This is a genomic window from Gilliamella sp. Gris1-4 (assembly GCF_001690335.1).
GTDB lineage: Bacteria > Pseudomonadota > Gammaproteobacteria > Enterobacterales > Orbaceae > Gilliamella > Gilliamella apicola_P.
The window spans coordinates 1-21,787 of sequence record NZ_LZHA01000082.1 but is presented as its reverse complement, the minus strand read 5'-3'; the positions used below and the strand labels follow the sequence as shown (position 1 = coordinate 21,787).

The window sequence follows — 21,787 nt, the reverse complement described above, 5'->3', positions numbered from 1 at the left end:
TCGAAACCCAGCCATTTTTCGCCATGATTCGACCTATTCGGCGTCGAGATACGGTTATGCCTTGCTTTCTCAGCTCTGCTTGCAGACGCCTTGTACCATAAGCACGATAATTAGTATTAAAAATTTTACCCACTATTTCACTCAGCGATATATCTTGTGATTGCTGCGTTAATTGCCGTTGATAATAGAAACGATTTCGGGTTACATTTAAACATCGACATAATGCACGTAAGCTGTATCGATGCTTATTATGTAAAATTAACTCGATTTTCTTCCCATTATCAACGCCGCTTGCTTTAGGATATCATTCTCCATTAACAAACGTTTATTCTCTTTGCGTAGCGCGATAAGTTCGTTCTCTTCAGTTCGACGATTATCTTTTGCGATGAATGAGCCGGTAGTTTGGTACTGCATTATCCAATTATCTAATGCTGATTTGGTGAGGTCATACTCTGCGACGATATCCGCACGTTTTTTACCATTTTGATATAGCATGACCATTTGTTTTTTGAACTCGTTAGTAAAGCTACGTTTTGCTCTTCGTGATGAATCGATTGCCATTGTTGTTACCTTCTCTTATTTTTAGTTTATCATAACAATGACCTTATAAAACTGGTACTAATTAGTGTAGCCGATCCAGACGATTAAGTTCGTTTGACATGTTTTTCCTCCTCCTTATATCCAATTTTAAAATCAGTCTGTCTATTTAATTATTTTTTATATCTTATACTCAGCATTACTGAGTTGAAACAACAGACAGCTTAGCTAAAAAGCATACACAATTTTAGTGTGAAATTTAATCTTTTTTTAAAAAAAATGTTAAATGAATGTTGTTTAATATGAATAATTTCTGTTAGTTAAGCCAGTAATTGACAGCTACTTAAACTTTTTATTGAATAAGCGATTTAAATAACCTGACTTTTGTTAATGTGTAGAAATTTGTACAACTAAAAATAGCAATTTTTACTTAAACTGCAACTTATTGACAGCTAGTATATAATATAAAGAATAAATGTAATGTAGAGATAATTTTGATGTCTAGCCAAGATACACTTGCCCAAAATAAAATGTTAATAGACCGTTTTCTAGATTCATTGTGGCTAGAAAGGAACTTAGCTGAAAATACCATTGCTTCTTATAAACTTGATTTGTTGGCACTAAGTCAATCTTTACAACAGCAAAATGTCACATTCCTAACAACTCAAACGTTTAATTTACAAAACTTTTTAATGCAACGAGTAGAAGATGGGTATAAAGCAAGTAGTTCAGCACGTTTGCTTAGTGCAACTAAACGTTTTTTTCAGTATTTATATCAAGAAAATTATCGCACTGATGACCCTTCTGCAGTATTATCATCCCCCAAACTTCCTAAAAAATTACCTAAAGACTTAACTGAATCGCAAGTCGATGCGCTACTAGAGTCGCCAAGCATAGAAGATCCCATTGAACTTAGGGATAAAGCGATGTTGGAAGTACTTTATGCCACCGGTTTACGCGTATCTGAATTAGTAAATTTAGAAATTAGCGATGTTAGCTTACGTCAAGGTGTAGTAAGAGTAATTGGTAAAGGTAATAAAGAGCGCTTAGTCCCACTTGGAGAAGAAGCAATTTATTGGCTTGAATATTATTTTAAATATGCCAGAAATGATCTTTTAAAAAATGGACCTATTGATGTGCTTTTTCCAAGCCGATTAGGAAAAAAAATGACACGACAGACTTTCTGGCATCGAATTAAATATTATGCCATACTAATCGGTATAAATATTGAAGCACTTTCTCCTCATGTGCTTCGACATGCTTTTGCAACACATCTTCTTAATCACGGAGCAGATTTGCGCGTCGTTCAAATGTTGCTTGGGCATAGCAGTTTATCAACTACACAAATTTATACACATGTTGCAACGGAAAGGTTAAAACAGTTACATAGTAAACATCATCCTCGAGCATAGGATTGACAAAAATAAGGATAATTGAATGAAAAAATTAGTTATATGTTTAGGCTTAGCGTTAATTTCAAGTTCAGTATTAGCAAGTAATAATGAAATTGCAAAATCTTTAGATAAATTCGGTTACGATAGCAAAGAATCAAAAATTTTTGATAGTCCAATTAAAGATTTTAAAAGCGTTAGCACGCCAGAAGGTATTGTATATGTTACTAAAGATGGTAAATACTTAATTCAAGGTTCTATTTTTGATTTACAAGGTGATGAACCAGAAAACATTGCTAACAGCATCAATCTTAGCCTAATAAAATCAATTGAAAAAGATGCCATTATTTATAAAGCTAAAAATGAAAAATACATCATTTCAGTATTTACTGATTATACTTGCCATTACTGTAAACTGTTACATGAAAATATTGATAAGTATTTAGAAGCGGGTATTTCAGTTCACTATTTTGCATTCCCTCGAGCAGGTGCTAACAGTGATGTTGGCAAAAACATGCAATCTATTTGGAGCATGGCTGACCGCAAAGCTGCATTTGACAATGCATACAAAGGTAATACAATTTCGCCAGCAAGCAGCATGATACCTTATGTAACACAACAATTTAATGTCGGTAAAAAGTTAGGGATTGGCGGCACACCTGCAATTGTCTTACCTAACGGCCAACTTGTTTCAGGTTACGTGCCTGCAGATAAACTAATTGAATTTCTTGATCACAAAAACTAAATAAAAATTAGCAGTTATTGTTACTAAAATGTAAATTAAAATGAAAACACATGTTAGCGCAAATGCGCTAGCATATAAATTATGAAAAAAAGTAAATTAAAACATCGCAAATTACCTGAAGTACTTCCAGAATTTTCTGATGATATTCCGTTATTATTACAACGGATTTATGCATTGCGTGGTGTTACTAGCATGCAAGATCTTGATTACACCACACGCAATCTATGTAATTACGATAAACTAGATGGTATTGAAAAGGCAGTCGAAATTCTTTATTCAGTAATGAAAAATAATCAGCAAATCATGATTGTTGGTGATTTTGATACTGATGGTGCCACCAGTACTGCTTTAACCATCAGAGCCTTAAAAAATATGGGCTACCAATTTGTTGATTATATCATTCCTGATCGCTTTAATGATGGATATGGATTAAGTGTTTCGGTTGTTAAAAAAGCCATTTTACAAAATGCACAACTTATTATTACCGTTGACAACGGAATATCTGCTATTGAAGCTGTCGATTTTGCTAAGCAATCAGGATTGTCAGTCATTATTACTGATCACCATTTATGCCCTGAGCTACTACCTAATGCCGATGCCATAATCAATCCTAATTTACCTAATTGTACATTTCCATCTAAGCATTTAGCTGGGGTGGGTGTAGCTTTTTACTTTATGCTAGCTTTACGAGCAAAATTACGGCAAGAAAATTGGTTCTCTGACAACAATTTAGCTGAATATAATGTAGCAAATTTATTAGATCTAGTTGCTTTAGGCACTATTGCTGACGTGGTTAGACTTGATTATAACAATCGTATTTTAGTTCATCAGGGTATAAACAGAATACGAGCTGGCTATTGTTGTGAGGGCATCAAAGCCTTATTACAGGTATCTAAAAAAGATCCTATTAATCTTACGTCTACCGATTTAGCTTTTTATATAGCGCCACGATTAAATGCAGCAGGTAGAATGGATAATATGTCATTGGGAGTTGAATTACTACTTTGTGATAATTATGATTCAGCAATCAACAAAGCTATGGATTTGGATAATCTCAATAGTGATCGAAAGTTAATTGAGCAAATGATGCATAAAGAGGCCTTATCATTCATTCAAGAAATTGAAAAACAAAATATCACAATTCCTAATTCACTCGTGTTTCATCATCCAGAATGGCATCAAGGCATTATTGGGATCTTATCGTCACGTTTAAAAGATAAATATCATCGACCAGTCATATCTTTCGCTTCAACAGAAGATGGTTTTCTAAAGGGCTCCGGACGTTCAATTAAAGGCGTTCATTTACGCGATCTTCTTGATGAATTAAATCAGAAAAATCCTGATCTAATAATCAGTTTTGGAGGTCACGCAATGGCTGTTGGGTTAACTATTCGAGAAGAAGATTTAGAACGTTTTAAAAATAATTTTGAAACACTTTTAGATGCACGCTTAGAACCCGATTTGCTAGAACCAATTATTGAAACTGACGGTGAAATAGATAGCCAAGATCTTACTTACGAAATCGCCAAACAATTAAAAGAATCAGGACCATGGGGAGAAGGATTCTACACTCCCATTTTTGACGGTGAATTCATTATTCATCAACAGAGATTACTTTCAGACAAACACCTAAAACTAGTACTAGAACCCCAAAACGGTGGTCCACTTATTGAAGGGGTCTTTTTTAATGTAAATAGACAACTATGGCCTGATCAATCGATAAAAAATGTGAAAATAGTATACCATTTAGATGTTGATGAATTTCGTGGCAACCAAGCTCCACTATTAATGGTTCGGCATCTATGGCCACTCGCATAAACAATCAGAATCGATTATAATTACAAGGTTGCTCTGAATTTACATCTGTTTACCAATCAAATAAGCAATGGTTACCCAATACTATCGATATAACTTTTATACAATGTTAAGGATTCAAAATGCATATTCATATTCTTGGAATTTGTGGCACATTTATGGCAGGGATTGCTTTAATAGCTCGCTCTCTAGGTCATAAAGTAACGGGTTCAGATAAAAATGTTTACCCACCAATGAGCACACTTTTACAAAAAGAACACATTGATATCATTGAAGGATATGATCCATCACAACTGACATCAAGACCTGATTTAGTCATTATTGGCAATGCGCTATCAAGAGGTAACCCTTGTGTAGAATATCTTTTAGATAATAACATTCCTTATATTTCAGCACCTCAATGGTTACATGACAATGTATTACGGGATCGTTGGGTCATAGCTATTGCTGGAACTCATGGTAAAACTACAACTGCGGGTATGGTCAATTGGATTTTAGAAAAGCAAGATTACAAGCAAGGATTCGTTATTGGTGGTGTACCGGGTAATTTTGATGTATCCGCAAGATTAGGTGAAGGCAATTATTTTGTTATTGAAGCAGATGAATATGATTGCTCGTTCTTTGATAAACGTTCAAAATTCATGCATTACTGCCCAAAAACACTTATCATGAATAATCTAGAATTTGATCATGCAGATATTTTTGATGATCTCAGTTCTATTCAAAAACAATTTCACCATTTAGTTCGTTTAGTGCCGAGCAATGGATTAATTATCTCACCACAAGAAGATGTAAATTTAAAACAAGTATTAGCTAAAGGTTGTTGGAGCCAAAAAGCATTCACAGAATCAGAAAACGGCTGGCTAGCACAACGTATGAATAATGATGCGAGTCATTTTGCGGTTTACTTTAACAATAAAAAAGTAGGCGAAGTAAAATATTCATTAGTTGGCGAACACAATATGCATAACGCACTAATGGCAATTGCAGCCGCCCATAATGTGGGCATTGAGCCTGCTGATGCTTGTTTAGCACTAGGTTCTTTTGTCAATGCTAAAAGACGATTAGAGCTTTATGGTGAAGTTAATAATATTGAAATCTATGATGACTTTGCCCACCACCCAACTGCAATTTTAGCCACATTAGAAGCATTACGCAGTAAAATAGGAGCTAATCGTCGCATTCTAGCCGTACTTGAACCACGCTCAAATACGATGAAATTAGGGGTATCTAAAGATGAACTAGCCCCATCACTTGGTCGAGCTGATGAAATTTTTATATTCCAACCAGAACAACTACCTTGGCTAGTGGCTGATGTGGTTGATGCTTGTATTCAACCCGCTTACTGGAGTGGTGATATCGATTTGTTGGTTGAAATGATCACAAAATCAGCTAAACCAACCGATGCAATTTTAATTATGAGTAATGGCGGCTTTAATGGTATCCATAAAAAGATTTTAGAAAACTTAAAGAAGAAACAAATAAAAAACCAAGAACAATAACCGCTAGTCTAAAAATAATATAAATAGTAATATGATATATGCCACATCATGTGGCATATCAAAAAAAAGGATATTTCATGAATGAAACTACCGACATGATTGCTATGCTATGTCGCAGAATAAAATTAGCCAGAATTGAGAAAAATTTATCCCAACTAGAACTTGCGCAAAAATCCGAAATAGGCATTGCAACAATAAAACGTATTGAACAAGGCGAATCAATTACATTACAAACATTAATTTCTGTCCTTCGTGGATTAGGAGAACTTGATCAACTTAATAATTTACTTGCCTATAACGAAGTTATCCATATTGCCTCAGCAAAACAACCAAAACGAAAAAGAAAACAACGAAAAGTAAAAACTGAACGGGTAGATGTACTAACAGAAAATGATTTCTTGCGCTCTAAAGTTAACACATGCACTGGAAACATTAAATACAATCTAATGTTTCGCCGATTTTGCAATCGGCGAATTCGACAGAAAAATAGCAACAACCTAATTACAATGAACCGTAATTGCTAGCCCTCCACGCGACGTTTCTCGATATTTTGCATTCATATCCTTTCCTGTTTCATACATCGTTTTAATAACTTTATCTAAAGATACTTTTGCTGCAGTAATTCGTCTTAAAGCCATTCTTGTCGCATTTATCGATTTTACTGCGGCAATGGCATTTCGCTCAATACAAGGAACCTGAACTTGGCCTGCAACTGGATCACAAGTCAAGCCTAAGTTATGCTCCATTGCTATTTCTGCCGCCATGCATACTTGTTGAGGATTACCGCCTAAAAGCTCAGCAAGTCCTGCCGCAGCCATAGAACAAGCAACGCCAACTTCCCCTTGACATCCCACTTCTGCACCAGAAATAGAAGCATTTATTTGATAAAGTTGTCCTATTGCGCCACAAGTTAGAAAGAAACGAATATAAATATCAGGTGTAACTGGATTAATAAATTTATCATAATAAGCAAGCACAGCAGGTATAATGCCACATGCACCATTTGTTGGCGCAGTAACTACCCGTCCTCCTGCTGCATTTTCCTCACTAACTGCAAGCGCAAACATATTTACCCAATCAATAATCACCATTGGATCACTAATAAATTTATCCTTAGTGGTAGACAATTGACGGTATAACGAAAACGCACGACGAGGAACTTTAAGTGGTCCTGGTAATAGCCCTTCTGTATTCATACCTCGTTTGATACATTCCAAAATAGTTTGCCCAACACGAGAAAAATAGGATTCAATTTCTTCATAAGAGTGTATTTGCAACTCATTTTTCATCATAATACTAGAAATTGATAATGAGTTATCTTCACAATGTTTTAATAATTGCTCAGCTGAAGCAAATGGATAAGGAAATTTTACTGAATCCTGCTCTTGTTGACCAAACTGCTCTTCTTCAACAATCTGACCACCGCCAACAGAATAATAAGTTTTCTGAAAAACTAATTTATCGCCGCTATATGCACTCAAAGTCATACCATTTTCATGTAATGGTAAAAATTTAGAATGAAACACCATACAACTTTCCAACGGAAAATCGATTTCATAACGATCATTGTAAATAGATAACCGCTGAGTTTGGCTAAGTTTTTCGATAACACTTGGAATACTATCAATATCAACAGAATCAGGTTTTTCGCCAGCTAATCCCATAATAATAGCAATATCTGTTTGATGACCTTTGCCTGTTAACGACAAAGAGCCATAAACATCAGCCACAATTTTTGTTACTGATGCCATCATGTTATTACTGATTAGTTGATCTATGAATGCCTTCCCTGCCCTCATTGGTCCTACTGTATGTGAGCTTGAAGGTCCAATGCCAATTTTAAATATTTCAAATACCGAACTCATATTTTTCCCTTTTGATGCAAAACTTAAATTAATACTGCTATCCTAGTGATATCTTTACGAATTAACTTTTGCTAATAAAATAGCCAATAATCATCTTGCCACTTACCCCATACTGATACCTAGGTATCACTTTTGAGATTATGAAAATAAGTTTTAATACCCATTAATAGTTAATTCTTGCTATATCGGTAGATTATTTTACTAGTAGCTGTATTTACCTACCAACGAATGCCAGTAGGTTTTATATATTAAATAAACAAGTAAGTGGTAATTACCCATGAATTAAATTTTATAATAAATTATAGATAGCGGCTGAAATTGCAACTAATCCCATAACAACAATAAACACATTACTTAGCCTTCCTTTATATTTTGCTAGTACAGGTAATTTATGAATTGCATACATTGGCATTAAAAACAACAACACAGCTAAAATTGGACCACCAAGTGATTCAATAAGACCTAAAATACTTGGATTTAATGTTGCAACCCCCCAAGCAGTTACAAACATAAAGGCAATAGCTAATTTATCAAGTTTGTTTTCTGAAATTGTTTTATTACGGCTACGCAAAAATTTATTAACAACACCATTAAATCCTTCTTTACCACCTAGATAGTGACCTAAAAACGATTTAGCCATTGCAATAAATGCAATTGGAGGACCAATATACTCAATAACAGGTGAATTAAATCGATTAGCCAAATATGACAACGTTGAGATATTTTGAGCTTTTGCATCTAAAAGTTCAGCAGGCGACAAGCAAAGCGCACAACTAAAAACAAAAAACACCACTGTTACAACCATCATGATATTGCTTGCTGCAATAATTCTAGTACATTTAGGTTCAGCATAAACGTCACCATATTCTTTACGTTTAGCTACCGCTAAAGATGAAATAATTGGAGAATGATTAAATGCAAAAACCATAACAGGAATAACTAACCAAAGTGTCATTAAAATACTTTGTTCTCCGTCACTACTACCAAAAGACAAATTGGTAAAAATTTCACCATTCCACTCAGGAATTAAAAATAACGCTAAAATCATTAAAACGGCAATAAATGGAAAAACTAATATTGACATAACTTTAACAATAAGTTCTTCGCCAAAGTGAACAATTGACATTAAAAATGCAACTAAAACAAATGAAAGTAAAGCTCGTGGTAATGACTCCATTCCTAATTGATGAACCATAAAGCTATCTACTGTATTTGTAATACCAACGCTATATACTAATAATATTGGGTAAATTGCAAAAAAATAAAGTACAGTTATCCAGTTTCCTGCTGTGCGCCCAAAAGCCTCTTCAACAACAACGGTAATATCGCCATCGCGACTTTTACCTGATAATACAAATCGACACAAAGCTTGATGAGCAAAAAATGTCATAGGAAAGGCAAGAACCAACATAACCAGCAACGGAATTAACCCACCGACACCTGCATTAATTGGTAGAAAAAGTACTCCAGCACCAATCGCTGTACCATAAAGGCTAAGCATCCATAACGTATCACTTTTTCGCCATTTAGGTAATTTTGATTCTTTACATGAATCTATTACATTTTCGTTAGTCATTAACGTACTCATTTTGAACTACTCCTCAATCTAAAATTCTGCGCATATGATATCAATTTAATAACTTTTACAAAGTGATCTTTATCACACAAACAACAAAAAATTAAATATAATCAATATGATGAAAAATATCCAATTTGATACCTAGCAAAATAAAAATTAATAAAGCATTAATATTGATACAAAAAAGTAAAACATACTGCCATTCTATAGCCAAATAATCTGTATTTAGCGACTATAATTTAAAAACATACTTTATTAATGCTGAGTTGGAGGTATTACAAGAATTCCATATTAAAAATAACAATAAAATTACTTTAGTGTTACGCTTGGTACTGCTAAACTAGCTCACATTTTTATCATATATATTTATAAATAAATTTTTTTAGGATAAATTTATGCGAACCAGTAAATATCTTCTTTCTACGTTAAAAGAAACCCCTGCTGATGCTGAAGTCATTAGCCATCAATTAATGTTACGTGCAGGCATGATCCGCAAAGTGGCTGCTGGATTATATACCTGGCTTCCCACTGGTTACCGCGTACTTAAAAAAGTAGAAAATATTGTCCGTGAAGAGATGAATAAAGCCGGTGCAATAGAAGTATTAATGCCAGTTGTACAGCCTGCTGATATTTGGCAAGAAAGCGGACGTTGGGAACAATATGGCCCTGAATTATTACGTATTAAAGATCGTGGCGACCGTGATTTTGTTCTAGGCCCAACTCATGAGGAAGTCATTACAGACTTACTACGTAATGAAGTTAGCTCATATAAACAATTACCACTTAACGTGTATCAGATTCAAACCAAATTTCGAGATGAAGTACGCCCTCGCTTTGGTGTGATGCGTTCACGTGAATTTATTATGAAAGATGCATACTCTTTCCATACTACACAAGAATCATTACAAGAAACTTATGATGAAATGTATAAAGCCTATAGCGCAGTTTTTACACGTGCTGGTTTAAACTTTAGAGCGGTGCGTGCTGATACAGGATCAATTGGTGGTAACTGGTCACATGAGTTCCAAGTATTAGCCGACAGTGGCGAAGATGATATTGTTTTTTCAACCGAATCTGATTATGCGGCTAACATAGAAATGGCTCAAGCATTAGCACCAACACAAAAACGCGCTGAACCTACAAAAGCAATGGAGTTAGTCGATACTCCTAATGCCAAAACTATTGACGAATTAGTCGAACAATTCAATTTACCGATTGAAAAAACCGTAAAAACCTTGATGGTTAAAGCCACGAAAGAGAGTGGTCATCAATTAGTAGCTTTACTGGTTCGAGGTGATCATACATTAAATGAAATCAAAGCTGAAAAAATCGATATCGTTGCCTCACCACTTAAATTTGCAACCGAAGAAGAAATCCGTACGATTGTGAATGCAGGGCCAGGCTCGCTAGGTCCAATAAATCTAAACATGCCAATTATTATCGATCGTGATGTGGCTGTTATGAGCGACTTTAGTGCTGGTGCAAACATTGACCATAAACACTATTTTAATATCAATTGGGAACGTGACACTGCTTTACCTCGCATTGAAGACATCCGTAATGTGGTTGAAGGAGATATTAGCCCTGATGGCAAAGGCACATTACAAATTAAACGAGGTATTGAAGTGGGACATATCTTCCAACTTGGTACTAAATACTCACAAGCAATGAAAGCAACAGTCCAAGGTGAAGATGGACAAAACCACGTTATGATTATGGGTTGTTACGGCATTGGAGTAAGCCGAATTGTAGCTGCTGCAATTGAACAATGTCATGACGATCGTGGTATTGTATGGCCAGAAGCGATTGCTCCATTTAGCGTTGTCATTATTCCAATGAACATGCACAAATCCGAAAAAGTTCAAGCAACAGCCGAAAAACTTTATGCTGATTTACAAGCTGTTGGCATTGAAGTTTTATTTGACGATAGAAAAGAGCGCCCTGGCGTGATGTTTGCTGATGCGGAACTAATCGGGATCCCTCACACTATCGTAATTAGTGAACGCAATCTCGATAATGGAGAAGTGGAATACAAACACCGTTCCGGTGGTGATAAAGAAATGGTGAAAGTTAACAAAATCATTGAATTTATCCAAAGCCGCCGTCAAAAAGCATAAAAATCAAAATAACAACAACGTATTAATATAGTTGTTGTTATTTTACCAATTCAAGAATAAACATTATTATTCATAACACATATTACATCAAATAAGTTAAACCCTTAATTATAAATTCAAAGTGATATTGTTGTTTTTTTCAGCTAGAATAAATCAACGCAACTCTTATTTTAATTGGTTAGAATAATGTTAAAAAAAACAATCGCATTGGTATTATCCACCTCATTATTATTACAAAGTACATCTATCGTTTATGCTGATAATATTAACCTCCCTGATATTGGTACTGCGGCAGCCACAACGCTTAGCATTGGTCAAGAAATGGAAATGGGCGATTATTATATGCGAATGTTACGAGCAAGTGCTCCCATAATAAACGACCCTGTTTTAAACCAATATATTAATGATCTAGGCAAAAAATTAGTATCAAAATCAGAATCAGTAAAAACGCCATTCCATTTTTATATTATGAAAAGTGACGTACTTAACGCATTTGCTTTTTTTGGTGGAAATGTCGTCATTCATTCTAAACTAATATTAGACACCGACAATGAAAGCCAATTAGCCTCTGTTATGTCTCATGAAATTGGCCATGTCACCCAACGCCATTTAGCCAGAGCAATGGAAAACCAAAACCGTAATAGCCCTTATGTTTGGGGTGCAACATTAGGCTCTCTACTACTAACATTAGCCAATCCCGAAGCTGGCATGGCGGCAATGACAAGCACCATGGCAGGATCAGCTCAAAATATGATTAGTTTTACGCAAAGTAATGAACAAGAAGCCGATCGTGTTGGTTTAAGAACGCTTGCTAAAGCAGGGTTTGATCCTTATGCTTCATCAGAATTTCTACAAAAACTTGCCGATCAAAGTCGATTTAGTAGTAAAGCTCCCGAAATTTTACTTACTCACCCATTACCTAACAGCCGATTAACCGATATTCGAAATCGTTCATTGCAATATAGCAAAAAAAATGTATCTCCGTCATTAAACTACTATTTAGCGAAAGCTCGATTGGCCATATTAATGGCTAAAAATAAAAATACCGCAAAGCTATTAGTTGAAGATTATAAAAAACTAAACAATGAACAAAGTAAAACAGCTATTATTTATGCTAATGCTTTAGCTGATAATCTAAGTGGAAATAATCAAAAAGCGAAACAACAACTACAGCCATTATTAGATAGTGATCCCAATAATATTTGGTATATTGATTTAATGACTGATATTGATTTAGCGCTCAACAATAGCAGCACTGCAATAACTCGCCTACAAGCAGCATTAAAAAAATCACCAAACAGTTCTGCATTGCAACTAAACTTGGCTAATTCGTATATAAAAAACAAAAACTATCAACAAGCCGTAAGCTTGTTACATCGCTATACTTTTGACCATAATGATGACTCAAATGGATGGGAATTACTCGTTACTGCTTACGGGGGATTACATGCAAGAGCAAAAGAAATGAGTGCTAGAGCGGAATTAATTGCATTAGAAGGTCAATTTCAACAATCCATTCAACTACTACAAAATGCTAAGAATCAAACAAAAGGCGATCAGACAATGATTTCCAAAATTGATGCAAGAATTAATCAATTAAAACAGCTACAAAAACGTTATGCAGCTTATAAACGATAATTTTATTAACAAAACCTTCTCGACTAATTATTTACGCACCCATTAGTCGAGAAGATAACAAAATACTTATTTATCAGCTAAATGATCCACATTATTGAAGAATTTTACAGTAAATGTCCCTTCAGATTGTTCATTACCTTGCTTATAATTAACCACACTAATGCTAGTATTTAACATTCGAGGGAAATAATCCTCATCACGATGTAAACGCCAATCACCACCATTTAAAACACAAAGTAATATACGTAATACCGTTCCATGTGACACAACCAAAATATTACCCGTATCTTGAGGTGCATTTTTTACAATAGTATTTAACCCCTGCTTCATACGCAAAAGGGTATCAAAATAATTTTCACCTTGATTGACCGAAGCATCAAAATTAGCAGGATCTGTCAAATAAGTAGTAAATTCTGGAAACTCCTTTTTCAATTGAGGGACTTTCTTGCCTTCCCAAATACCAAAATCCATCTCACGCAAATCAGCAAGCTCAAAAGTAGGAATAACTATATTATTTTCTTTAACAATATAATCTCGAGTTTCCATAGCTCGTTGTTGTGTACTTGAGTATGCTTGCATAAAAGGAACATTTTTTAAATGCTGTCCTGTCACTTTAGCACCAAAAATACCTTGCTCTGTTAAAGGTGAATTTTGAGAACCTTGCATCTGATCTTTAATATTCCACTGCGTTTGACCATGTCTAATTAAATATAAATTAATATCTTTCATTCGTACTAACTACCTTTTTTATTTTAAGATTCTGTTTTTTCATATTTATCTTTTCTTAGATATGACAAGCAAGCCTGCAAAACATCATCCATTGGTGCATTTAATTGCATCTCTTGCAAACTTTTAGGATGAATAAACATTACACTTGCTGCATGTAAAAATAAACGATTAAGCTTAGTATCAGCTAATAACGCATCAAATTGCCTATCGCCATAACGATCATCAAAAGCAATTGGATGACTTGCGTATTGAGTGTGTATGCGAATTTGGTGTGTACGCCCTGTAACAGGACTTGCTTTAATCAAAGTGGCAAAATTGAAGCGCTCCTCAACTTTAAAACGCGTTTCAGAAGGCTTACCCTCTTTATCAACCTTTACCACACGCTCACCGCTTTTTAATACATTTTTAAGCAGTGGGGCTTGTATTACTTTACATTCAGAAGGCCAATTCCCCTTAACAAGCGCCAAATAATTTTTTTGCATTTGCTTCAGACGCAACTGCTCGTGTAGCGCTTTTAGTGCTGAACGTTTTTTGGCAATCAATAACACGCCCGATGTTTCGCGATCTATGCGATGCACCAGCTCCAAAAATTTCGCTTCAGGTCTTAAGGCGCGTAATCCTTCAATTACGCCAAAACTTAAGCCACTACCACCATGAACAGCAATACCTGATGGCTTATTAATTGCCAACATTACCTCATCTTCATAGATGATTGCCTTTTCTAAATCAGCGACTTTATTAAGCTTGGTCGAAATCTCTGGCGTGGATTTTTCAGTCATACGAACAGGAGGAATACGAATTTCATCGCCAATATTTAATTTATATTCAGGTTTAATCCGTTTTTTATTAACACGAACCTCACCCTTTCTTAAAATGCGATAAATCATACTTTTTGGCACACCTTTTAAATAGGTGATTAAAAAGTTATCAATACGTTGTGTCGCATTTTCCTCAGAAATAGTAACAAATGAGACTTGTAGTTTTGTATGTGGAACCGTTGAGTGCATAAGGAATGATTAATCCGCCGTCAATAAATAAAATCGTTTTACATTACTCAAAAATAAACTACACTATCGTAATAAAAATAAGATAGATTATATTTAATATAATTAAAAAGAAGATTATATCGAAATATGAGGGAATAAAATAGTATGTTATCATTGCTTAATCAATACTCACAAGCTAGATTAGCTTGGTCCTTATTGTTCTTTTCTACTCTTGCTTTTGAAATAACCGCACTTTATTTTCAACATGGTTTAGGGCTAGCGCCTTGTACTCTCTGCATTTATCAGCGTTGCGCTATTTTTGGTATCATGTTGGCTAGCATTGTTGGACTGATTGCTCCTCGCAACATTATTGTTCGATTAATAGGTATTTTCATTTGGCTTTTTAGCGCCTATAAAGGCTTTTCATTAGCAACATTTCATGCTCATCTACAATTTGAACCTAATCTAAATGATACCTGCTCAATTAACGTACACTTTCCTGCTTGGCTACCATTAGATTCGTGGTTTCCTAGTTTGTTTAATGCTTATGGTTCATGCGCCGATAAAATTTGGACTTTTTTAACAATTGAAATGTCACAATGGATGATTATTATCTTTGCTTGCTATCTTATTGTTGGTTTGGCCGTATTAATATCTCAGGTCTTTCCATCCTCAAAAAGCTCAATCTGGAGTAAATAACTTTATTTATAAAACTGGCACTTTTTGTTGAGTTTGTTAGAATGTGTGGCAATTTTATTTTACAAAACGTCACACATAAATGCTTTTGGAATACCACCCACCTATTGAACCTTGGCTATCAATTTTGCATCAAGACGACCACATTGTGGTTGTTAATAAACAACCGGGTATTTTGTCGGTTTCAGGCAATAAACCTCAATTTATTGATAGTATTATTCACCGATTGCAACAAAAATATAGCTATGTCGAATCCGTGCATCGGTTAGATATGGCAACCAGTGGTATAATGGTTGCCGCACTTTCTAAACTCGCCGATCGAGAGATAAAAAAACAGTTTCGTGAACGTATTCCTAAAAAAAACTATATTGCTATAGTGCATGGACATCTTGAGCAAGATTCTGGCCGTGTTGAATTACCACTAATTTGTGATTGGCCCAATCGGCCAAGGCAAATGGTCGATTTAGAAAATGGCAAACATGCGCTGACAGAGTATCAAGTCATTTCACGCAATCCAGACAACACAACACGAGTGCAATTATTTCCGTTTACTGGGCGATCACATCAATTACGGGTACATATGCAAGCCATTGGTCACCCTATTTTAGGCGATAAATTCTATGCCCACTCTGAAGCCTTTGCTATGTCTAAAAGGTTGCTATTGCATGCTCAATTACTAACAATTAACCACCCTAAAACAGGCGAAAGTATGACGTTTAGTTGTGAACCCGATTTTTAAAAACAGGAATATAAAATCTGCTTAAGCCAGTCAGATAAACAACTGATATAAAGGAAATTAAAATGCAAAAAATTGTTTTAGCAACGAATAATCAAGGCAAAGTCAATGAATTGCAAACATTACTCGCTAATGCAGGTTTTGATATTATTGCACAAAGCCAATTTAATGTACCAGATGCCGACGAAACAGGCCTAACATTTATTGAAAATGCACTTTTAAAAGCAAGGCACACTGCCAAATTAACTGGACTGCCCGCCATTGCTGATGATTCAGGTTTAGCGGTCGATGCACTTGATGGGCAACCAGGGATCTATTCTGCTCGTTATGCAGGTGAACACGGTAACGACAAAAGTAACAATCAAAAATTACTTAAAGCATTACAAAATATCCCAAAAGAAAAACGCACCGCTTACTTTTATTGTGCGCTAGTTTTTATGCGACATGAAAACGACCCAACACCTATCATCTGCTTAGGAAAATGGGATGGTTTAATTTTAAATGAAGAACAAGGTGATGGGGGATTTGGCTATGATCCACTTTTTTATGTACCAGAGCTAGGCTGTACCGCAGCACAGCTAACAAAAGAACAGAAAAGCCAAATATCACATCGAGGCCAAGCACTAAAACAATTGATTGCAAAAATTAAAACTGCTTAGCAATGATAGCAATATTATTTACACACGAAATTGCATATTAAGAAGTAAACAGTATATACTTAATGCATTAATGATATTGGAGTTAATATTGTGATTTTAATGATAGTAAGTGGTCGCTCCGGTTCGGGCAAATCAATCGCACTACGTGCTCTAGAAGATATGGGATATTATTGTGTTGATAACATTCCTGTTGTTTTATTACCTCAATTAGCCGACTCATTAAAAGACCATAACACTCCAGTTGCAGTTAGCATTGATATTCGAAACTTGCCTGAACGATTTGATTTTAATAATGATATATTTCAACGTTTACCCGAATCGGTAACACCTGAAATTCTTTTTCTCGATTGTAGCCGTAATACATTAATTCGGCGCTATAGTGAAACACGACGCATACACCCATTAACTAACCAACACTATTCTCTTGAAGAAGCAATAGACCTTGAAGAAAAATATCTTGAACCTTTAAAATCAAATGCAAGCCTTATTATAAATACCGATAACCTGTCAGTCCATGAGCTATCTGACATATTAAGATCACGAATTTTAGGTAAAAAAGAGCGTGAATTAACCATCATTTTTGAATCATTTGGTTTTAAACATGGCTTACCGGTTGATGCTGATTTTGTATTTGATGTCAGATTTTTACCTAACCCACATTGGGAGGTAAGTCTGTGCCCACTCACAGGATTAGATGAGCCGGTAAAAGAATATTTATTACAACACAATGAAGTATCCAATTTTATCTATCAAACTGCCAATTACTTAAATCAATGGCTACCTTTATTAGAAAAAAACAACCGCAGTTACTTAACCATTGCTATTGGATGTACAGGTGGTCAACATCGTTCTGTCTTTATTGCTGAACAATTAGCCGCATTTTTTAAAGCACAAAACAAACAAGTAAAAATTCGCCATCGAACTTTAGAAAAGAAGTAATGACTATTCTTCTTCAATTTTGAAATTCGATATTTCCTCAATGCGTTTTTTACATTTCCCCAAAATATCTTTCAATGTAGCTTTACGTTTAACTGGCGCTTGAGCTGGTATTGATACTGGCATAACCAATTGACTAAGTTTAGTTAACTCAATATCTACAGGTAAATTAGCAATCTTCGACCTTAATACATTAACTGTTTGAGGATGAGGATGACCAATAGCAATAGCAACGCCATTTTTGCGTGCTAATCTTACGGCCAAATCAAATTGCTGGCTAATGGCACTTTCTTTTTGCTGATCATCCAGAAAAACATCACGCGTTAACACTGGAATATTATAATCGCCCCCTGCTGTTTTTACTTGCGTTTTACCGATTGTTTTACTATCCAAAAAAAACATCGAATAATGACTTAATACTTTCATAACATTTGTCATTCCGGTAAGATTTGATGTCATCAAACTTCCCATATGATTATTAACACCAATGGCATAAGGCACTTTTGCAACCGCACTTGTGACAATCCGATTTACTTCAGCTTCATTCATAGAAGGAAATAAAGTATCTTTTTCCAAAGGTTGTTTACCTAATGGAGCCATAGGTAAGTGAATGATCACATCATTACCGCTGTCATGAGCAATAGTTGCAATACGTTTAGCATTAGGAGAATTGGGTAGAACTGCAATAGTAATATTAGGCGAAAATGAGATTATTTGCTCTTCATTATGCTGTCGATAGCCAAAATCATCAATAACTATTGCAAGTTTTGCTGCCCATGCATGTTGGATATTTAACGTCAAAAATATGGTAAAAAATAAATTGATAAAATAACGCATTATTTTAGCCATCCTCTTGGATCAAGCGCCTTACCATCACGACGAATCTCAAAATATAAAGCAGGTGTATTTTGTCCACCACTTGAACCAACCAACGCAATGGGTTGACCGATATGGATCTTATCGCCCACCTCAACCAACATACGCTGATTGTAGCCATATAAACTCATATCTCCCTTACCATGCTCAAGAGCTACAACAAAACCATAGCCCTGTAACCAACTTGCCAATATAACTCGACCATCAGCAATAGCTCTAACTTGAGTACCATCTTTAGCATTAATCACCATTCCTTTCCAATGAAGTTCACCTTGAAGTGATTCACCAAATCGATGCGCAACACTACCTTCAACGGGCCAATTAAACTGATGTTGAGGTTTACCAATCCCACTTACACGAGCCATAAGTGCCTTTTCATCCGAATTTAGGGTATAACTGGTATTTTTTTGCTTTTCTTCAATATGTTTTGCTTGCCTTACTTCTTCTTCTGCAAGGCGTCGGCTTTCCTTTTCTGCTTGGGCAATTTTAGCTTGTAATTTAGCCTCATTGTTACGCAAACCGATTAATTTTTGTTGATTTGCTTGCATTGATGATTCAAGTGAGGTTATCGTTTTTTGGCGATTTTGACGATTCGTTTCAAGTCCAGCTTGCTGTTCCTTCTGTTTAATTTGCAATGTTTTATGCGAAGCTTGCTTTTTTTGCAACTCAACTCTCTTTTCGTTTAATTGGATTTGCGTATCTTCAAGATTCTTAATTTGTTGTTGGCGCGCTTTATTGATATAACCGTAATAAGTAATTATTCGATCATTAAGCTCGCTTTTCTTACCCGAAAAAATCAGATCCAGCTCTGTTGTATTCCCTATTTTAAATGCACTTTCAAGTTGCTTTGCCAATACCGTCCGTTGCTGTTTTTGTTTTGTTGTTAATATATTAATTTGTTTAACCAAATTATTAATTTCTTGATCGAGTTTTCTGAGTGATAAATTATTTTTTTCAATTGAGGTTAAAAGTTTAGCAATTTCTGTTTCTTGCTGCTTAAGATCATTAACTAGCTCGGAACGCTCCTTTTTTTGTAGTGCTAAACGCTTTTCTTGTTCCTCGATAGAGCGACGTAAAGATTGTAGTTGCTGACTGTCATCAGCATACAAAAAATTAACTTTCATTAATCCAACAAGAAAAATAATAAGAATTTTTTGATAAATAGACATGGTGTTGTATTTATGATTTGTAACCAAGCAATAATGATAATGTCACTATACCGATAAACACGGCAAGATGCAAAATGAAAACCACCGGTGGTGCGGAAGGATTTGTTTATTTGGTAAAAAGCTGTGAATGAAAAATTTAATATTTTTCTAACCATTTTTGTCTGATATTGAGGTTTTATTTTGATGAATGGAATAGATTAAATGCGGTGGTTTCAGATGGTTGCAGTTTAGTACTAAAAATAACTATCGTGACCACAGCTTTAAACCGCCACAGCGTAATCCATTAAGATTGCCATCGACACTTTCAGCGTCGGCGGGGGGGGGCGCTATTGTGGCTCTGCCACAACGGCGCAACCCTAAGGAAAACGCCCCAACTTACGCGGGGGCTTGATTCTTTGTTATATTGTCCTCTCAAGCACCATAACCACCCCCACGCCCTAAGGATTAAGAACTAAACGCTAAGAACTAAGGTGCGGTGCAAAGGCCAAAGCGGGAGTAGCTGGCATCGTTGCCGTAGACGTAGCCGTCGCCCGAGTTGACATGGAACTGGGCGCTATTTGCTGCGTCACTCGTCCAGTAGTCGGTGGTGAGGAAGCCCGCATCAGCGTAGTCGTACATGATGCCCCACTCCGTGAAAAAACCAGCACCTATATTACGCTGATAATAATTACCAGATGAGCTAGGGGCTGCGCCTAAATCGCCATAGTTTGGATTGGTTAAATCCCTTACCCGTAGCATACGATAACCCAAACTATTACACCATGCTGTTTGATTAGAAGCGCTAGCGCCTTTATTACTCCGATGGACGAACCACTGCCTTAACTTAAAACCATACCGAACCTCATTACCATTACTATCCCTTCCCACCAACTCGAAGGTCTGTGGCAAAGATGGACGTGTAAGTGAACCAGGATTACTTGAGCTTATCTGACTACTACTTGCCCTAGGACCATTTAACGTTACCCGTGTTACGTTTTTGGATTTATCTCTAATCCATTCATCAGCTTGGAAAGTATATCCCCTTGAGTCTATGAATGTCCCTGTTAGCGGACTTGTCCATCTCACCGTTGCCCTTATACTACCACTTGTGTTAACTGTCCAATTCAACTGACTTGCGTCAATCCCAGCAGGAATCTCCAAATCAAAATACAATCCATCTGCTCCTGTTGTTGGAAAGTTTCTGTCGTAAGATGATGGGTTTGTTGACTGAACTAAAAAGCCCTTAGTAGGAGACCATATGCTAGATGGACCGGCATAACGGGGGTAGTCGTTAGAAACAATGCCTCTTGTTCCACCATACAACAAATTCGGCCTGACCGATTGCACAAAGTAACAACTACCAGAAGAATCCGGCTTGATGTAATACGTCGCACTGCCTCCACTAAATGTACTTCTATTTGGCAAACCATACTGTGTAGTTAAACTTCCCCCTGTACTATCTAAAGTGACCTTATAAGGGGCACTACATTTACTTAATGTATCACCACGACTAACCGTAGTGCCATCTTTATCCTTTATTACTAACGATATATTCCCTGTTGCAGTAACACCATTTGTACCCTGTCCATCCCCATCATCATCTCCCCACTTCCCTTGGCTGATTAGACTATTTAAACTAATAGATGTTGCACCCGATGGCAATACCGTATGAATATCATTAAATGTATAATTTCCACTTGGTAACATTATCGGATTTGTAACACTTGATGTGTTTGTTGACTGAGTGATACGTCTTCCATCTGGCAACTCGATTGCCAAAAATGTGTCTGTATCGGTTGCCTTGGTTCGACCACCGTCAAATGTTAAATACG

General features: G+C 35.8%; 20 protein-coding genes. 11 read left to right on the top strand and 9 right to left on the bottom strand.

Translation table 11 applies throughout. The annotated features are described in order from the left end of the window. Together A9G31_RS12275 and A9G31_RS10205 are read right to left on the bottom strand one after the other, a co-directional pair. Window positions 1-133: IS3 family transposase (locus A9G31_RS12275; RefSeq protein WP_141671448.1), on the bottom strand; the 133-nt coding region annotated here is incomplete at its 3' end. 125 nt (window positions 134-258) lie between these two features. Beyond that, window positions 259-561 (bottom strand): IS3 family transposase, encoded by a 303-nt coding sequence (locus A9G31_RS10205; RefSeq protein WP_034915944.1) that lies wholly within the window; start codon window positions 559-561, stop codon window positions 259-261. A 473-nt stretch (window positions 562-1,034) separates the two neighbouring features. On the opposite strand from A9G31_RS10205, the gene xerD reads away from it, so the two are divergent. From xerD to A9G31_RS10180, 5 genes are all read left to right on the top strand, one after another. Further along, window positions 1,035-1,949, top strand: a complete 915-nt coding sequence (gene xerD / locus A9G31_RS10200) for a site-specific tyrosine recombinase XerD (RefSeq protein ID WP_065561552.1) — start codon at window positions 1,035-1,037, stop codon at window positions 1,947-1,949. 25 nt (window positions 1,950-1,974) lie between these two features. After that, window positions 1,975-2,673 (top strand): bifunctional protein-disulfide isomerase/oxidoreductase DsbC, encoded by a 699-nt coding sequence (gene dsbC, locus A9G31_RS10195; protein WP_065561551.1) that lies wholly within the window; start codon window positions 1,975-1,977, stop codon window positions 2,671-2,673. An 81-nt stretch (window positions 2,674-2,754) separates the two neighbouring features. Next, window positions 2,755-4,491 carry a single-stranded-DNA-specific exonuclease RecJ gene (gene recJ, locus A9G31_RS10190; protein ID WP_065561550.1) on the top strand — a complete coding sequence of 579 codons (1,737 nt, stop codon included), beginning with the start codon at window positions 2,755-2,757 and terminating at the stop codon, window positions 4,489-4,491. Between the two features lie 119 nt (window positions 4,492-4,610). Continuing rightward, on the top strand, window positions 4,611-5,990 hold the full coding sequence (mpl, locus tag A9G31_RS10185) for a UDP-N-acetylmuramate:L-alanyl-gamma-D-glutamyl-meso-diaminopimelate ligase (protein ID WP_065561549.1): 1,380 nt from the start codon (window positions 4,611-4,613) through the stop codon (window positions 5,988-5,990). 77 nt (window positions 5,991-6,067) lie between these two features. Beyond that, the gene (locus tag A9G31_RS10180; protein ID WP_065561548.1) at window positions 6,068-6,514 is read left to right on the top strand and encodes a helix-turn-helix domain-containing protein; all 447 of its coding nucleotides are present in this window, start codon (window positions 6,068-6,070) and stop codon (window positions 6,512-6,514) included. Here the strand turns inward: A9G31_RS10180 and A9G31_RS10175 are convergent. Both A9G31_RS10175 and A9G31_RS10170 read right to left on the bottom strand, forming a co-directional pair. Next, window positions 6,488-7,855, bottom strand: a complete 1,368-nt coding sequence (locus A9G31_RS10175; RefSeq protein WP_065561547.1) for an L-serine ammonia-lyase — start codon at window positions 7,853-7,855, stop codon at window positions 6,488-6,490. The two genes, A9G31_RS10180 and A9G31_RS10175, sit on opposite strands and share 27 nt — an antisense overlap. A gap of 289 nt (window positions 7,856-8,144) precedes the next feature. Continuing rightward, complete coding sequence (locus A9G31_RS10170; RefSeq protein WP_081299404.1) at window positions 8,145-9,443, bottom strand: serine/threonine transporter; 1,299 nt, start codon at window positions 9,441-9,443, stop codon at window positions 8,145-8,147. Window positions 9,444-9,829: 386 nt separating this feature from the next. Between A9G31_RS10170 and proS the strand changes: the two genes are divergently transcribed. Together proS and A9G31_RS10160 are read left to right on the top strand one after the other, a co-directional pair. After that, window positions 9,830-11,551, top strand: a complete 1,722-nt coding sequence (gene proS / locus A9G31_RS10165; protein WP_065561546.1) for a proline--tRNA ligase — start codon at window positions 9,830-9,832, stop codon at window positions 11,549-11,551. 186 nt (window positions 11,552-11,737) lie between these two features. Continuing rightward, window positions 11,738-13,189 (top strand): beta-barrel assembly-enhancing protease, encoded by a 1,452-nt coding sequence (locus A9G31_RS10160; protein WP_065561545.1) that lies wholly within the window; start codon window positions 11,738-11,740, stop codon window positions 13,187-13,189. Between the two features lie 66 nt (window positions 13,190-13,255). Here A9G31_RS10160 and A9G31_RS10155 read toward each other — a convergent pair whose 3' ends face one another. Both A9G31_RS10155 and rluC read right to left on the bottom strand, forming a co-directional pair. After that, on the bottom strand, window positions 13,256-13,918 hold the full coding sequence (locus A9G31_RS10155) for a histidine phosphatase family protein (protein ID WP_065561544.1): 663 nt from the start codon (window positions 13,916-13,918) through the stop codon (window positions 13,256-13,258). Between the two features lie 23 nt (window positions 13,919-13,941). Then, window positions 13,942-14,925, bottom strand: coding sequence for a 23S rRNA pseudouridine(955/2504/2580) synthase RluC (gene rluC, locus A9G31_RS10150; protein ID WP_065561543.1), 984 nt, complete (start codon window positions 14,923-14,925; stop codon window positions 13,942-13,944). Window positions 14,926-15,069: 144 nt separating this feature from the next. Between rluC and dsbB the strand changes: the two genes are divergently transcribed. From dsbB to rapZ, 4 genes are all read left to right on the top strand, one after another. After that, window positions 15,070-15,603 (top strand): disulfide bond formation protein DsbB, encoded by a 534-nt coding sequence (gene dsbB / locus A9G31_RS10145; protein ID WP_065561542.1) that lies wholly within the window; start codon window positions 15,070-15,072, stop codon window positions 15,601-15,603. Between the two features lie 79 nt (window positions 15,604-15,682). After that, window positions 15,683-16,339 (top strand): bifunctional tRNA pseudouridine(32) synthase/23S rRNA pseudouridine(746) synthase RluA, encoded by a 657-nt coding sequence (gene rluA / locus A9G31_RS10140; protein ID WP_065561541.1) that lies wholly within the window; start codon window positions 15,683-15,685, stop codon window positions 16,337-16,339. A gap of 62 nt (window positions 16,340-16,401) precedes the next feature. Next, a complete protein-coding gene (locus A9G31_RS10135; RefSeq protein ID WP_065561540.1) occupies window positions 16,402-16,995 on the top strand; it encodes an XTP/dITP diphosphatase in 594 nt (197 codons plus the stop codon). Between the two features lie 90 nt (window positions 16,996-17,085). Next, window positions 17,086-17,934 (top strand): RNase adapter RapZ, encoded by an 849-nt coding sequence (rapZ, locus tag A9G31_RS10130; RefSeq protein WP_065561539.1) that lies wholly within the window; start codon window positions 17,086-17,088, stop codon window positions 17,932-17,934. Window positions 17,935-17,937: 3 nt separating this feature from the next. Here the strand turns inward: rapZ and A9G31_RS10125 are convergent, their stop codons facing one another. The 3 genes from A9G31_RS10125 to A9G31_RS11890 form a co-directional block, all read right to left on the bottom strand. After that, window positions 17,938-18,780, bottom strand: a complete 843-nt coding sequence (locus A9G31_RS10125) for a divergent polysaccharide deacetylase family protein (protein WP_081299406.1) — start codon at window positions 18,778-18,780, stop codon at window positions 17,938-17,940. Then, the gene (gene envC / locus A9G31_RS10120; RefSeq protein WP_065561537.1) at window positions 18,768-19,976 is read right to left on the bottom strand and encodes a murein hydrolase activator EnvC; all 1,209 of its coding nucleotides are present in this window, start codon (window positions 19,974-19,976) and stop codon (window positions 18,768-18,770) included. The genes A9G31_RS10125 and envC overlap by 13 nt, the downstream gene beginning before the upstream one ends. Before the next feature lie 465 nt (window positions 19,977-20,441). Further along, on the bottom strand, window positions 20,442-21,787 hold a 1,346-nt coding region (locus tag A9G31_RS11890), incomplete at its 5' end, for a hypothetical protein (protein ID WP_176700391.1).

Bases quoted from the DNA above. Each gene is read 5' to 3' on its own strand.
- A9G31_RS10205 (WP_034915944.1), bottom strand. From the start codon at position 561: ATGGCAATCGATTCATCACGAAGAGCAAAACGTAGCTTTACTAACGAG.
- xerD (WP_065561552.1), top strand. From the start codon at position 1,035: ATGTCTAGCCAAGATACACTTGCCCAAAATAAAATGTTAATAGACCGT.
- dsbC (WP_065561551.1), top strand. From the start codon at position 1,975: ATGAAAAAATTAGTTATATGTTTAGGCTTAGCGTTAATTTCAAGTTCA.
- recJ (WP_065561550.1), top strand. From the start codon at position 2,755: ATGAAAAAAAGTAAATTAAAACATCGCAAATTACCTGAAGTACTTCCA.
- mpl (WP_065561549.1), top strand. From the start codon at position 4,611: ATGCATATTCATATTCTTGGAATTTGTGGCACATTTATGGCAGGGATT.
- A9G31_RS10180 (WP_065561548.1), top strand. From the start codon at position 6,068: ATGAATGAAACTACCGACATGATTGCTATGCTATGTCGCAGAATAAAA.
- A9G31_RS10175 (WP_065561547.1), bottom strand. From the start codon at position 7,855: ATGAGTTCGGTATTTGAAATATTTAAAATTGGCATTGGACCTTCAAGC.
- A9G31_RS10170 (WP_081299404.1), bottom strand. From the start codon at position 9,443: ATGAGTACGTTAATGACTAACGAAAATGTAATAGATTCATGTAAAGAA.
- proS (WP_065561546.1), top strand. From the start codon at position 9,830: ATGCGAACCAGTAAATATCTTCTTTCTACGTTAAAAGAAACCCCTGCT.
- A9G31_RS10160 (WP_065561545.1), top strand. From the start codon at position 11,738: ATGTTAAAAAAAACAATCGCATTGGTATTATCCACCTCATTATTATTA.
- A9G31_RS10155 (WP_065561544.1), bottom strand. From the start codon at position 13,918: ATGAAAGATATTAATTTATATTTAATTAGACATGGTCAAACGCAGTGG.
- rluC (WP_065561543.1), bottom strand. From the start codon at position 14,925: ATGCACTCAACGGTTCCACATACAAAACTACAAGTCTCATTTGTTACT.
- dsbB (WP_065561542.1), top strand. From the start codon at position 15,070: ATGTTATCATTGCTTAATCAATACTCACAAGCTAGATTAGCTTGGTCC.
- rluA (WP_065561541.1), top strand. From the start codon at position 15,683: ATGCTTTTGGAATACCACCCACCTATTGAACCTTGGCTATCAATTTTG.
- A9G31_RS10135 (WP_065561540.1), top strand. From the start codon at position 16,402: ATGCAAAAAATTGTTTTAGCAACGAATAATCAAGGCAAAGTCAATGAA.
- A9G31_RS10125 (WP_081299406.1), bottom strand. From the start codon at position 18,780: ATGGCTAAAATAATGCGTTATTTTATCAATTTATTTTTTACCATATTT.
- envC (WP_065561537.1), bottom strand. From the start codon at position 19,976: ATGTCTATTTATCAAAAAATTCTTATTATTTTTCTTGTTGGATTAATG.